A 13,597-nucleotide genomic window follows, 5' to 3' on the forward strand; every position below is an offset into this window, starting at 1 on the left:
CGTTGAATGCGCGTTGATCGTTGACAGTGATGAACTTCAGTCACACCCGTTTCGATTTCCGGTCGAAAAGTGGTGGGTTTGTCACGAACGAAGGCCTCGACGGTAGCTCGGGGTCGCTCGGCGAGCGCGAGCTACTCAGCCGGCGGGGCGCACCCGGGCTCGCTGTGCAAATGCGGGAACTGCTCGGTCGGCGTGAGCGGACGCCGAAATTCCCCCGGGTGGGGGACAGTCGAACGGCGTCGGACTGGGATTCACTGGACGGATGTCGAATCCGGGGCCACCCGACGATGACGCGACCATGCCCGGATCAGCCGACGGCGACGAGTCGCCGACGACGATCCAACCTGCCCGCCCAACGGTGGTCCCGGGGGTGTCGCTGAACAAGGCCCCGGCGCCGGACCCCTACGCCGCCACGCAGACGGGCCCGACGCCGCAGTACCCACCGCCGTATCAACAACCGCCGACTGGCTATCCGCCGCCACCCGGACAGCCCCAGTACGGCTACCCACCGCCGGGTTACCCACGACCGGGGTACCCCCAGCCCGGATATCCTCAGCCCGGGTACCCGCGCAGGTCCAATCGGCGCGCGTACCTGATCACGGGCGTCGCGTTGGTCTGTGTCCTCGCGCTGGTCCTCGGGGGCGTCGTGTGGTGGAAGGTGTCCTCGTCGAGTGGCAATTCCGACGAAACGCCGGACCTCGTCGCCGGTCAGCTCACCGGTTCGTTCCCGACCGCGCCGAGTCCAGCCTGGAGCGTCGACGCGAGTTCGTTGGGTGGTACGGGGTACGTCTCCGGTCTGCCGCTCGAGGCGACGTACAGGACTCAGGGTGCGGTCCACGACGACCACACATTGGTGACGCTCGTGCAGGTAGGTGACTCCACGAACGGCCCGGCACTGCGGCCCATCGGGATAGACGCCGAGTCCGGCCGGGCGTGGTCGTTCGACGAACCCGTGTCCGGGTGCTCGGCCTCCATCGTGGACAGCACCATCGCCTGCCTGGGTCGGGGCGCCGCGTATTTCGTCGACGTCCGGACAGGTCGCGAGATCGGCCGTGCTCCCGCTCCGCCGCAGGCGTTCGGGATCGCGTTCAACGGGAGAGCGGCGTTCGTCCGCGACTTCAGTGGTGGCAACGAACGCCAGGTCGTGTTCCACAAGGTGACACCAGGAGGCGTGGAGTGGCAGCGAACGATCGACCTGCCCGAAGCGCTTCCGAGCGGGGACGCCTCGCAGTTCATCGCCACCGACGAGCTCATCGCGAGCGCCGACGGCGTGGTCGCCGTCATCTCGGCCGACGACGGCCGGGAGATCTTCACGAGTCCGGGCCGGACCGGGATGTTGCCACGCCCGGACGGATCGATCCTCGTGGTGACGGGCAGCATGACAAGCGGCACACCGACGAATGGTCCGGTCGTCGTGGTCCGGCCGGACGGCACCACCAGCGACTTGGCGGGTATGAGCGTGGAGTCCGCTGCTGTCATGACTCCGACTCAGAGCGGGCGTGTGCTCATCGACGGTGCATACACCGACGTCGCGGACGGCGCGCGGATCTGGACGACGACTGATCTCCCGGCCCACACCTCGCCGACCGTCGTGCTGGCCGATGACCGTGAAGTCGTGTGGACGACGCACGACGCTGTCACCGCAGTCGATGCCATCTCCGGCCAGACGTTGTGGACGACTCCGACCGGGCCGGTCTACGGGTCGACCGGCCACGCCGTCACCGACGGCGAACGCCTCATCGCGCCCATGGCCGACGGCGGCGTAACCGCCCTGGATCTGGTGGGCGGTGCGCCGGTGTGGTCGGTGCCCCCGTCCACGATCGGCAACACCCCCGCTGCGGGTGTCACCGAACCGCGTCCGCCGCTGACGTTCGCCGTCGGCGACCGCCTGATCACGATGACCGCGACCACGATCACCGGCTTCGCGCCCACCGGTCCGGAGGCCATCGTCCCGGGCACGACTCGCGAAGCCGGCACCGCCGACGGCGGCGAACCCGAATACGTCACGCCGTGCGGGGCGCCCCCGGTGTTCACGCCGCAGTCGTTCCGGACGTCGGCGGGCGGGCTCGGCGTGACGATGAAGGTCACCGCGAAGTGTCCGGGCGGCGACGTCCTGTACGGGCCGCAGACACGCATCACCATCACCGACGGCAGCGGCATCGTCGCGTCGGGCAACTTCGACTTCCAGCGGGCACCGGTCGCGGTGCCCTCGCTCGACGGGGCGGGCGAGGCGCTGACGATGGAACTCACCTATCCGCCCGGGAGCTTCTTCCGGCTGCCGGACACGCTCGGTGCCCAGGGGAGTGCGGCCGGCGACGGCCGCTACCTCGTCGACTGCGACAAGGGCCCGACTTCCGGGGCCGCGCCGAAGCTCGCGACTCCGCAGTCGGGAACGGCCGCGTCGTCGACCGCCACCGGGCCGTCGTTCCCGGCCGGAGCCGACGTGACGGCGAGCAGCGTCAGCGCCCTGCGTCTGCAGGCCGACGCCGATCGGGCCTTCATCGTGGCGAACCTGAACAACCGGTGGGTGGCGCAGCTGAGCTCCAAACGGCCGGGTCTCGTCGCCGAGGGGCGGACCTGGGCCGACCAGGCCATCCTCGACGAGTTCCTGGCACTCCGGTTGCGATTCAACGACGTTCGGCTCCTGTGGAGCGACGAGTGGCCGGTGTTCTCGTACCGCGGCTGGTGGGTGACGGTGGCCGCGGCGACCTTCCCGGGCCCGGTCGAGGCCAACAACTGGTGTCGCGCTCAGGGATTCGGCCCGGACAACTGCTTCGCGAAACTGGTGAGCACCACGGCCGGACCGGAGCGGACGACCCTGTACTGGAAGTGACGGTGCCCGACGCCGCGCCGGTTTGTTCGGAACGATGACGACTAATCGGTTCATCGCGATACGGTCGGGTATGGATTTCTCCCCGTCAGCGCGGTCGGCCGAACTCACCGAACGCGTGCGCACCTTCGTGACCACCGAGATCGAGCCGGTCGAACCCGAGATCCATCGGGACATCAAGACCCGCCGCGACGAGAACGGCAACCCGTGGACGCCGTCGCCGATCATCGCCGAACTGCAGAAGAAGGCCCGCTCGGAGGGGCTGTGGAACCTCTTCCTGCCCGCCGAGCACGCCGGCCGCTATGCCGCCGACTTCGGCACCGACGGCGGGGCCGGGCTGACCAACTCCGAGTACGCGCCGATCGCGGAGGCGATGGGATCGTCCGGGCTCGCGCCGGTGATCTTCAACTGCAACGCCCCCGACACCGGCAACATGGAGGTGTTGCTGCGCTACGGCACCGACGAGCAGCGGAAACAGTGGCTCGAACCCCTTCTGACCGCCGAGATCCGCAGCGCCTTCTGCATGACCGAGCCGGCCGTCGCGTCGTCGGACGCCACCAACATGGCCGCGACCGCCGTACTCGACGGCGATGACGTCGTCATCAACGGGACCAAGTGGTTCTCCACCGGCGTCGGCCACCCGGACTGCAAGGTGCTCATCTTCATGGGCGTCACCGACGCCGAGGCCGACCGGAAGTCGCGGCACACGATGGTGCTCATCCCGATCGACGCCCCCGGGGTCACGATCGACCGGATGCTCACCACCATGGGCTACTTCGACGAGCCGTTCGGCCACGGCGAGGTCAGCTTCGACAACGTGCGCGTCCCGGCGTCGAACATCCTGCTCGGACCCGGCCGCGCCTTCGAGATCGCCCAGGGCCGGCTCGGTCCGGGTCGCGTGCACCACTGCATGCGGGCGATCGGACTCGCCGAGCGGGCGCTGGAACTCGGTGTGCGTCGCGCACTCTCGCGGGAGGCGTTCGGCAAGCAACTCGCCCGGCTCGGCGGCAACAGCGAGCGCATCGCCGACGCCCGCATCGCGATCAACCGGTCGCGACTCCTCGTCCACCACGCGGCCTGGTTGCTCGACCAGGGCATGTCCCGCGAAGCCCTGTCGGCGGTCAGCGAGATCAAGGTCGAGGTGCCCAACATGGCACTCGACGTCATCGACCTCGCCATCCAGTTGCACGGCGGCGCCGGTCTCACCGACGACTTCCCGCTCGCGCAGGCGTGGGTGGGCGCGCGGTCGCTCCGACTCGCCGACGGCCCGGACGAGGTGCACCGCAACGTGGTTGCGCGCATCGAGTTCGGCAAGTACCGCTGATCGGGGGACGAGGATGACCAACGAGGTGGCCGGTGCGGGCGAGGTCCGCACCGAGGATGCATTCGACGTCGAGGCGATGGCGAAGTGGCTGGAGGCCAACGCCGCGGACCCGACCGGTCTCGACGCCGTGCCGGAGGTCCGTCAATTCGGCGGTGGCGCTTCTAATCTCACGTATCTGCTGCGCTATCCGTCGAAGGACCTGATCCTGCGCCGGGCGCCCCGGGGTACCAAGGCGCGGGGCGCGCACGACATGGCACGCGAGTACCGGATCCAGTCCGAACTCGCGACCGCCATCCGCTACATCGCGCCGATGATCGCCTTCTGCGACGACGAGTCGGTCCTGGGCGCGGACTTCTACGTGATGGGCCGCATCGACGGTGTCATCCCGCGGACCGAGTGGCCCGCCGACGTCCCGCTCGACGCCGAGCAGGCACGCCGGCTCTGTCTGAACTTCATCGACACCCTGGTCGAGGTCCACTCGGTCGATCCGAGCACGACCGGACTCGCCGATCTCGGCAAGGGGCCGGGTTATGTGCGACGGCAGGTCGAGGGCTGGTCGGCGCGATTCCGCAACGCGCACACCGATGACGTGCCCGACTTCGAGTCGACGATGACGTGGCTGGCCGACAACCAGCCCGACGACGTCGCCAACTGCGTCATCCACAACGACTTCAAGCTCGACAACGTCGTCCTCGACAAGGACGATCCCACGCGGGTGATCGGCATCCTGGACTGGGAGATGGCAGCCCTCGGCGATCCCCTGATGGATGTCGCGGGTTCGATGGCCTACTGGATCCAGGCCGACGACCCGGATGCCATGCAGCTCATGCGACGTGTCCCGACGCACCTGCCCGGCATGCTCAGTCGTGCCGAGTTCGTCGAGAACTATTGCGAGCGCATGGGATTCGACATGACGCCGGAACGCTGGCGCTGGTATGAGGTGTTCGGACTGTTCCGGGCGGGGGTGATCGCCCAGCAGATCTACTACCGCTACTACCACGGCCAGACCACCAACAAGGCGTTCGAACGTCTCGGATACGCGGTCGGGATCATCGCGCAACGGCTGGACGACCTGCTCGTGTAACCACCCGACGAAGGGGACCGCCATGGCGGAGGACGTGGTCACCCCGGCGGGTGCCGGCAGCGGATCACCCGACGAGATCCGCATCAGCGGCTACCGTCCGGAGCTGCGCCGGACGCTCGGCGGGTTCGCGGTGTTCGCGATCTCCTTCGCGTTCATCTCCGTCGCGGTCGGGATCTTCGCCACCTACGGCAGCGTGCTCACCACGGCGGGTCCGGTCGGGATCTGGTTGTGGATCGTCGCCGCGGTCGGCCAGACCCTGATCGCGCTGGTCGTCGCCCAATTCGCCGCCCGGATCGCACTGAGCGGGTCGTCGTATCAGTGGGCGTCGAGGCTGGCGAACCCGAAGATCGGCTGGTTCTTCGGCTGGCTGAGCTTCTGGTACCTGGTGATCGGCGTGGTCGCCATGGACAACGCGCTGGCCAGTCAGGCGCTGATGCCGCTCGCCGGGATGGCCGAGGACGAGGACGTCGCCCGCGTCATCACGCTCGTCGTGCTCGTCATCCAGGCCGTGCTGGTGATCGCGTCGACCCGGTTGCTCGGCCTGTTCACCTCCGGCGCGGTGGCGGTCGAGTTGGCGATCGTGGCGATCCTGATCCTGGTGCTCGCGGCGGTGATGGTGTTCAGCGGAAGCGGTCACCCGGGCAACCTGGTGTCCGAGGGGGTGGCCGCCGGTGCGCCGGACTACTGGGCGATCGGTGGCGGGGTGATGGCCGCGATGGTCATAGGACTCACCACCCTGGTCGGGTTCGATTCCGCGGCCAACCTCGCCGAAGAGGCGAAGGATCCGTTCCGCAGCGTCCCCCGGGCGATCGTCGGATCGGTGGTGGCCGCCGCGGTCCTGGGACTGGTCTTCCTCATCGTCCTGACCACGGCGATCGAGGACGTTCAGGCGGTCACGGCCGACGGGTCGCCGGTCGCCGCGATCATCCGGGAACAACTCGGGCCGGTCGCCGAGCGAATCCTGCTCGCCTGCATCGTCTTCGCGATGTTCGGCGCCGGCATGGTGGTGATGGCGGCGTGCGCCCGGCAGGTCTTCGCGATGGCCCGCGACCGGCGCTTCCCGGCGCACCGGCTGATGGCCAGGGTCAACCCCCGGACCCAGACCCCGGTACCGGCGACGCTGCTCATCCTCGGCGTCGGAGTGGTGCTGATGCTGGCCCTGCCCGGGGCGGCGCTGATCGAGCTGATCATCGCGTCGACGATCCTGCCCGCGCTCATCTACGGCGGGACCGTCGTGCTGTACCTGGTCGTCCGAAAGCGTCTGGAGCGCAAGTCCGGTGGGTTCAGTCTCGGACGCCTCGAGATGCCGGTCGCCGTCGCCGCGCTGATCTGGGTGGGGGTCGCCCTGTTCGTGCTCGTCACGCCCGACGACGCGCGGGTTCCGACCCTGATCGTGCTCGGGCTGATCGCGGCGGGCGGCCTCTACTTCGTCGCCCTGCTTTTCGGGCCCGGTCGCGTCCTCGAACACGAACCCGGTGTCGACGAATTCGCCGCGGCCGCAGAACCGGACGGGGCTGAACCGGACAGAAGCTAGTCGAGACCTTCCTGCGCGCCCCGATCACCGCGTCGGACACCGGCGCGCTGGACGAGGACGATCGTCGTCCCGAGCAGACCGACGGCCAGGCCCACCAGGCACACCGGCAGCGCGCGGTCGCCACCGAGATCGGTGAGGGCGACGATCACGGTCGCCACCACCCACCCGATCATCCCGACCACGATCACCGGCTCCGGGGCGCGCAACGCGCGGGGGAGTTCGGGGATCTCGAGTGTCGTGGACATGGACAACAGGGTAGCTTTCGGAACGTGCCACACGATGAGCCGAGTGAGTCTCGCGATCTGAGGTCCTCCGACACCCCGGGTGCGGACATGTCGAAGGGGAACCTCCCCACCGAGCCCGACTTTCCCGCGACCACCCCGGGGCCGGATTCTGCGGTCCCGCGCGGCCCGCTCGACCGGTTCTTCAAGATCTCCGAACGCGGTTCGACGATCAACCGCGAGTTCCGCGGTGGCCTTGTCACGTTCTTCACGATGGCCTACATCGTGGTGCTCAACCCGATCATCATCGGCGGTATCCCGGGCGGGGACAAGAACACCGACGTCCTGGGCAACGTCCTGCCGCTGGCGCAGGTCGCCGCGGTCACCGCGCTCGTCGCGGGCGTGATGTCGATCCTGTTCGGCCTGGTCGCCAACTATCCGTTCGCGATCGCGGCGGGTCTCGGCATCAACAGCCTGCTGGCGGTGTCCATCGCGCCGCAGGTGACCTGGCCCGAGGCAATGGGTCTGGTGGTCGTCGACGGCATCATCATCGTCCTGCTGGCCGTCACCGGATTCCGCACCGCGGTGTTCAACGCGGTGCCCCCCGAACTGAAAGCCGCGATCGCGGCGGGGATCGGTCTGTTCATCGCCTTCATCGGTTTCGTCGACGCGGGATTCGTCAAGCGCATCCCCGATGCCGCCGGCACCACCGTCCCGGTGCAGCTGGGCAGCGACAACTCGATCTCCACGATCCCCACACTGATCTTCGCGGTCGGGGTGCTGCTGATGGGCGTCCTGGTGGTGCGTCGGGTCCCCGGTGGCCTGTTGATCGGTATCGCCATCACGACGGTGCTGTCGATCGTGCTGGAGCGGATCTTCGATTACGGGTCCAGCGTCGACAGCCCCTCCGGCTGGGGTCTCAGCGTGCCCGACATTCCCAGCGCCCTCGGCGGTCTGCCCGATCTCAGCCTGGTCGGTGACGTCGACCTGTTCGGCGCGTTCACCCGGATCGGTGTGCTCGCGGCATCGGTGCTGGTCTTCGCGCTGGTGCTCTCCAACTTCTTCGACGCCATGGGCACGATGACCGGCCTCGGCAAGGAGGCCGGGCTCGCCGACGAGAAGGGCAACCTGCCCGGTATCGGCCGAGCGCTCGTCGTCGAGGGGACCGGCGCCATCGCCGGCGGTGCCGCCTCGGCGTCGTCGAACACGGTGTTCGTGGAGTCTGCGTCCGGTATCGCCGAAGGTGCGCGCACCGGCCTCGCCAACGTGGTGACCGGAATCCTGTTCCTGGTGGCGATGTTCCTGACACCGCTCTACGAGGTGATCCCGCTCGAGGCGGTCGCCCCCGCGCTGGTGGTCGTCGGCGCCATGATGATCGGCCAGCTCACGTCCATCGATTTCAAACGGCTCGACTACGCGCTGCCGGCCTTCCTGACGGTCGTCTCGATGCCGTTCACGTACTCGATCGCCAACGGTATCGGCATCGGCTTCATCAGCTGGGTCGTGATGGCGACCGCGGCGGGCAAGGCCCGCACTGTGCATCCGTTGCTCTGGTTCGTCGCCGCGATCTTCGTCGCCTACTTCGCGCGCGGACCGATCTCCGACCTCATCGGCTGACGAACTTGGTCGTCTGTCCGGGTTTGCCCGTTTCGGTGTCGTCCACCCGGTTCAATTTCGTCGCGGACGGGCAGCGAGGCCGATTTCCTGGCCTACGATTTGGCAATGCATGCACCTTGTGGTGACGGAAGTCTGTCCGGCGACCTGTCCCTCGCCGTGGTGCGCCTGGCGCGCCGACTCCGAGGTCGGCGGGAGAACAAGCTGGTCTCGCTCACTCAGCTGTCCGCCCTCAACACGCTGCACCACGAGGGCCCGATGACACCAGGTGCGCTCGCGGCCGCCGAGCGGGTTCGCCCGCCGTCGATGACCAGGGTCATCGCCTCGCTGTCGGATCTCGGGATGATCAAGCGCGAACCCCATCCCACCGACGGCCGTCAGGCCATCGTGACGTTGTCCCCGGAAGGCGTCGAAGTCGTGACCGACGAACTCGCCGCCCGCAAGGCATGGTTGAGCGACCGCCTCGCGGAACTGTCCGCCGAGGAGCGGGACATCCTGCGCGAGGCCGTGCGCATCGCCAACAAGATCCTCGGGCAGGCCGACACCGACGTCCCGCGCTCACGCGCGATCTAATCCCGCTCCCTGAGGAGTCCCGGAGCTTGCGGAGGGACGTCTCTCCGCTCCCTGAGGAGTCCCGGAGCTTGCGAAGGGACGTCTCGAAGGGTCAGAAGAACGTGCCCGAGAAGGGGGCGCGGTCGGTCATGAACGCGTGGTCCAGCGCGCGCAGCGTCGCCGGGGAGTCGACGCGCAGGCGTCCCGCCGCCGCGAAGGCCGAGGGTCGGATCCCGCCGAGGTAGATGCTCGACAACACCGAGATGTCGAGCGAGACGGTGGGCGTCGCTCCCGACTTCGCCGGCGCGACGATCGCCCCGCCCTCGCGTACCGAGATGTCGAAAACGCCTCCGTGTGCGCGGAATTCGTCGGTCACCTCGATCACGGCGTCCAGGTCGGCGGCATAGTGACGGGCGCCGAGGGCGGCTGGGACGTCGAGGATGCGCAGCCACATCGTGTCGGCGGTCCCGGTGACCGACACCGACCGCGGATTCACGAGTTTCTGCGACAGCGGGTCGTCGACCGGGATGGTCGCGGTGAGCGAGGGAATGAGGTCGAGGCTGATCAGGACGCGCCACAGATCGGTGTGTGCGTCGTCGGTGACCGCGAAGACCTCGTTGACCTCGCCGCGCACCGCGCCGGTCTCGTCCTTGTAGATGCGGTAGCTCGCGTAGCCGTCGGCGTGCAGCAGGTAGTGCAGACCGCTCGCCGACAGCGGCCGCTCCGACGCCCGGTCGGCCAGGATGGGATTCCACCAGGCGGGGGTGCGGGTGAGCGCGCCCGGGGTGGTCAGCGTCCACCGTGCGTGGAGGTCGGGGATCGCGGCGGCCACCGCGTCGGCGTCGGCATACCGGACGGTGGCATCGTCGGGCTGGGCCGCGCGCATCTGGGCGCCCGGGCTCAGCGACACCGAGTTCGCGAAGCATGCCGGTCCGAAGCCGAAGCGTTCGTAGATGGTGCCCTCACTCGCGGTGAGGATTCCGAAGGTGTACTTCTCCGATTCCCACTGCTCGACGAGTTCGGTGAGCATGCGGCGGAGGATGCCACGCCGCCGGTGGGTCGACGCCACCGAGACCCACGACAGTCCGGCCGCGTCGGACACGCCCCCGCCGGGCAGTGACATCGACATCCGGTAGAACATCGCCACCCCGACGAGGGGCCGCGTGTCCAACCCGGTGTCGCGCACCAGTACGACGTCGTCGTCGGCGACCTTGCCGCGCAGATCGGCGACCTCGTCGTCGGGCAGCGGGTTGCGCATGGCGAACGCGCGGGCATCGGTGGTGATGATGTCGGCCCAGTCCGCGTCGGTGGCGCGGGCGAGGGACAGACGTGACATCGGAGTCGAATCGCTGGTCACGCCCTCCACAGTTTCACACCCGTGCGCTGCCGGTTTCGTCCGGGTGGCAGACTGTTGCGGTGCCCGGGCTCGCAGTGAACGTGATCGACATCGACGACTCGGAGGACCCGCGCGTCGACGACTTCCGCGACCTCAACTCCGTCGACCGACGGCCCGATCTCCCGGTTCTGCCCGGCGGGCGCCCGGGCCGTGGTCTGGTCATCGCCGAAGGTGTTCTCGTCGCCCAGCGGATGATCGCGTCACGGTTCGCGACCCACGCCTTCCTCGGTGTCGCGAAACGCCTCGAGGAGCTCGACGCCGATCTCCGTGATCCCGGGCTGGCCGGTGTCCCGTTCTTCCGCGCCACCGCCGAGGTCATGGCCGAGATCGTCGGCTTCCACCTCAACCGCGGCGTGCTCGCCGTGTCGCGCCGACCGCCCGTGCTCACGGTGCCGGAGGTCCTCGAGAGCGCGCGGACCGTTGCGATCCTCGAAGGTGTGAACGACCACGAGAACATCGGGTCGATCTTCCGCAACGCCGCCGGATTGGGCGTCGACGCAGTGCTTTTCGGTCAGGGTTGCGCCGACCCGCTGTACCGCCGATGCGTTCGGGTATCGATGGGCCATGCACTGCTCGTGCCGTTCGCGAGATTCGACGACTGGCCGCGCGGCCTGGACCTGGTGCGGGAACGTGACTTCCGGCTGGTCTCGTTGACGCCCGATCCCGCCGCCGTGACCCTGGCCGAAGCCGTCACCGCCGAGAAGGTCGGCTTCCTGGTCGGTGCGGAGGGCCCCGGTCTCACCGCGTCGGCGATGGCGGCCACCGACGTGAAGGCGCGCATCCCGATGAGCCGGGGCACCGACTCGCTGAACGTGGCGACCGCTGCGGCCGTTGCGTTCTACGAGCGCGCCCGGTCGGGCACCATGGGATCGTGACCGTCAAGCGGGAGGGTGTCGAACCGACGCCGTGGGCCCTGGGGCTGATCGTCGGTGCCTCGTGCGCGCTGTTCGCCGCATTCGTCTTGGTCGGCGTCTACCTGCTCATCGGCGAGATCCTGCGGTTCCTCGGAATCGCCGCCGTATTGGTCGTCGCAGGCGGACTCGGATGGACCCTCTGGGAGTTCCGGGCGCGGCCCGTGTGGCGGTGGGTCGTGTGGGGACTGCTGCTCGGCTTCCTCGCCGGGGTCGCGTCGTCGATCGCGCTGCTGGCGATGGGACGCCCCGCACCCTAGAACCCGAAGTACTCGCGGATACGCCCGCGCTTGCGAGCGTCCTGACCCGGCGATCCCGTCCGCTCCCGGGCGCGCGAAGCCGTTGCGGCGCGGTAGTTCTCGTAGTCGGCCGCGGTCGGTTCGTATTCGGCCGGGTGTAACGCGAAGCAGGTGACGGTGATCTGGGCCGGGTCGAGATCGGACTCCGCGAGCGGGTGGGTGTAGCGGAACCCGAGCCACGCACGGTTCGATTCCTCGGCGAGGTGCGCGGGATGGAAGGGGAGCGACATGGGTGCGGTGGGCACGCCCTCGGCGTGGCTGAGCGGGTGTTCGCCACCCCAGAACGGCTTCTCGAACGTGAACGGCAGGCCGTGGTCCTCGTGGATGGTGACCGGGTCGGCGGCGAAGGAGCGTCGGAGCGTCCCCGACTCCCACCGGGCGAACACTCCGAGTGAGGAGTCGGGCTCGGTGTAGAGGAGGGTCGTGGTCGCGCTGGGACGGATCCGCGCGAGCGCGCGGGTCAGCGTCGACGGCGTGGTCGTCTCGAACAGCGAACACGACACGACGGCGAGCGGGCCGTAGAACCCGGCGTAGACGTGGGTGTCGCGGACCGCGGCAGCGGACGCGAGATCGGTGTCGACGAGCGGGACCAGGACGCTGTCACCGAAGACGGTCGTCGCGACCTGCTGGGCGTGCTGGGAGTCGTTGGCCGGACGCGAGCGGAGAATCGCGGCCGGGTCGTCGGTGTCGATGAACCAGACCGTCGCCGCGCGCGCGGAGGACACTCAGCTGTTCCCGTTGCTGCGCACGCCGAGCAGGACATCCTCCCACGCCGGGACCGCCGGTTTACGTGCCTTCTTGCGGCGCGGACGTTCGGGGCCGGACGACGGTGCGGGCACCGATTCGTCGGCGTCGGCGTCGTCGGCGTTGGAAGTGGCCGCCGCGTCGTCCGTGTCCGAGGCTTCGGCGGTGGCGGCGGACGGCTCGTCGTCGAATCCGAAGTCGAACGGCACGGCGCCGTCGTCCTCGGCCGCGGTGCGGCGGTCGTGCCGGGCGCGCTGCGCACCGATGATCGAGGCTGCGTCGATGGTGACCTCTTCGCGTCCGTCCGGGGTCGTCTCGACAGCGACTTCGGGGGTGGCGACCGGGGTCAGCCGACGACGGGGCGCGATGGTCTCGGGATGGGTGAGCTCGTCGGCCAGGTCGTCGAGCGGGTCGACGCTGCCACCGTGCGATCCCGGCTGGTAGCGCCAGTGCGCCAGGTTGTCGGTGCGTCCGACGCTCCACGCGACCTGGACCACCCAGTACCCGTCGTCGCCCTTCCATGCGTCCCAGTCGGCGTCGTTGGGATTCTGGCCGTAGGCGAGGAGTCCCTCGGCGACCGACTCGACCAGGGTCGCCACTGCCGGGCCGTCATGGCGGATGGGATGCGCGGCGCCGGCGAGTTCGGTGGCGCGGCTGCGCTCGAGGAGGACCGGGTGGGCGAAACGTTCGATCTTGTCCACACCCACCCCGGCTGCGGCCGCCACCTCGGCGACGGTTGCACCCGCTCGGATTCGTGCCTGGATTTCGCGTGGCCGCAATGCACTCTCCATCTCGATCTCGATCTGTCCCAGTCGTGAGATGTCGCCGCGGGCGGCGGCGCGGAGGCGTTCGTCGGAGGCGATGCGGAATTTCTCGCCCGATTGCGGGTCCTGGCAGATGACATGGGAGCCGTCGGTTTCCACCCCGACGACGCGGAGCTCACGCATCTGCTCCTCCTCCGGTCGGTGCACGCATTGGGGTCACATTAACTCACCGATCTGCCGGTTCACTGTGGGACACGCGGCAAAACCGCAGTTCAGCACGCGTGGGGCGCAAGCGACGCCAGCGATCGATGCGTCGTATGTGGT

General features: G+C 68.9%; 12 protein-coding genes. 8 read left to right on the plus strand and 4 right to left on the minus strand.

What is annotated here, in order from left to right; genetic code table 11:
* Nucleotides 1-298 precede the first annotated feature (298 nt).
* The 4 genes from M4D77_RS09130 (at nucleotide 299) to M4D77_RS09145 (ending at nucleotide 6,772) form a co-directional block, all read left to right on the plus strand.
* On the plus strand, nucleotides 299-2,833 hold the full coding sequence (locus M4D77_RS09130; protein WP_259936060.1) for a PQQ-binding-like beta-propeller repeat protein: 2,535 nt from the start codon (nucleotides 299-301) through the stop codon (nucleotides 2,831-2,833).
* Between the two features lie 70 nt (nucleotides 2,834-2,903).
* On the plus strand, nucleotides 2,904-4,154 hold the full coding sequence (locus tag M4D77_RS09135; protein ID WP_065631957.1) for an acyl-CoA dehydrogenase family protein: 1,251 nt from the start codon (nucleotides 2,904-2,906) through the stop codon (nucleotides 4,152-4,154).
* Nucleotides 4,155-4,167: 13 nt separating this feature from the next.
* Complete coding sequence (locus M4D77_RS09140) at nucleotides 4,168-5,238, plus strand: phosphotransferase family protein (protein ID WP_259936061.1); 1,071 nt, start codon at nucleotides 4,168-4,170, stop codon at nucleotides 5,236-5,238.
* Between the two features lie 22 nt (nucleotides 5,239-5,260).
* Nucleotides 5,261-6,772: an APC family permease gene (locus M4D77_RS09145; protein WP_259936062.1), complete on the plus strand. Its 1,512-nt coding sequence runs from the start codon at nucleotides 5,261-5,263 to the stop codon at nucleotides 6,770-6,772.
* On the opposite strand, the gene M4D77_RS09150 is transcribed toward M4D77_RS09145, so the two are convergent.
* Nucleotides 6,769-7,017, minus strand: coding sequence for a DUF2530 domain-containing protein (locus tag M4D77_RS09150; protein WP_058251612.1), 249 nt, complete (start codon nucleotides 7,015-7,017; stop codon nucleotides 6,769-6,771). The two genes, M4D77_RS09145 and M4D77_RS09150, sit on opposite strands and share 4 nt — an antisense overlap.
* A gap of 24 nt (nucleotides 7,018-7,041) precedes the next feature.
* Between M4D77_RS09150 and M4D77_RS09155 the strand changes: the two genes are divergently transcribed.
* Nucleotides 7,042-8,610 (plus strand): NCS2 family permease, encoded by a 1,569-nt coding sequence (locus M4D77_RS09155; protein ID WP_259936063.1) that lies wholly within the window; start codon nucleotides 7,042-7,044, stop codon nucleotides 8,608-8,610.
* A gap of 105 nt (nucleotides 8,611-8,715) precedes the next feature.
* Complete coding sequence (locus M4D77_RS09160) at nucleotides 8,716-9,180, plus strand: MarR family winged helix-turn-helix transcriptional regulator (protein WP_065630756.1); 465 nt, start codon at nucleotides 8,716-8,718, stop codon at nucleotides 9,178-9,180.
* 91 nt (nucleotides 9,181-9,271) lie between these two features.
* Here the strand turns inward: M4D77_RS09160 and M4D77_RS09165 are convergent, their stop codons facing one another.
* A complete protein-coding gene (locus M4D77_RS09165; RefSeq protein ID WP_259936065.1) occupies nucleotides 9,272-10,495 on the minus strand; it encodes a GNAT family N-acetyltransferase in 1,224 nt (407 codons plus the stop codon).
* Nucleotides 10,496-10,575: 80 nt separating this feature from the next.
* Between M4D77_RS09165 and M4D77_RS09170 the strand changes: the two genes are divergently transcribed.
* Nucleotides 10,576-11,430: an RNA methyltransferase gene (locus tag M4D77_RS09170; RefSeq protein WP_259936064.1), complete on the plus strand. Its 855-nt coding sequence runs from the start codon at nucleotides 10,576-10,578 to the stop codon at nucleotides 11,428-11,430.
* Nucleotides 11,427-11,726, plus strand: coding sequence for a DUF2537 domain-containing protein (locus tag M4D77_RS09175; protein WP_065630758.1), 300 nt, complete (start codon nucleotides 11,427-11,429; stop codon nucleotides 11,724-11,726). The genes M4D77_RS09170 and M4D77_RS09175 overlap by 4 nt, the downstream gene beginning before the upstream one ends.
* Here M4D77_RS09175 and M4D77_RS09180 read toward each other — a convergent pair.
* Both M4D77_RS09180 and sepH read right to left on the minus strand, forming a co-directional pair.
* Nucleotides 11,723-12,490, minus strand: a complete 768-nt coding sequence (locus M4D77_RS09180) for a DUF6928 family protein (RefSeq protein WP_065630759.1) — start codon at nucleotides 12,488-12,490, stop codon at nucleotides 11,723-11,725. The two genes, M4D77_RS09175 and M4D77_RS09180, sit on opposite strands and share 4 nt — an antisense overlap.
* A complete protein-coding gene (gene sepH, locus M4D77_RS09185) occupies nucleotides 12,491-13,456 on the minus strand; it encodes a septation protein SepH (RefSeq protein WP_065630815.1) in 966 nt (321 codons plus the stop codon).
* Nucleotides 13,457-13,597: the final 141 nt, after the last annotated feature.

The organism is Gordonia sp. p3-SID1431 (assembly GCF_025143765.1).
Classification (GTDB): domain Bacteria; phylum Actinomycetota; class Actinomycetes; order Mycobacteriales; family Mycobacteriaceae; genus Gordonia; species Gordonia hongkongensis.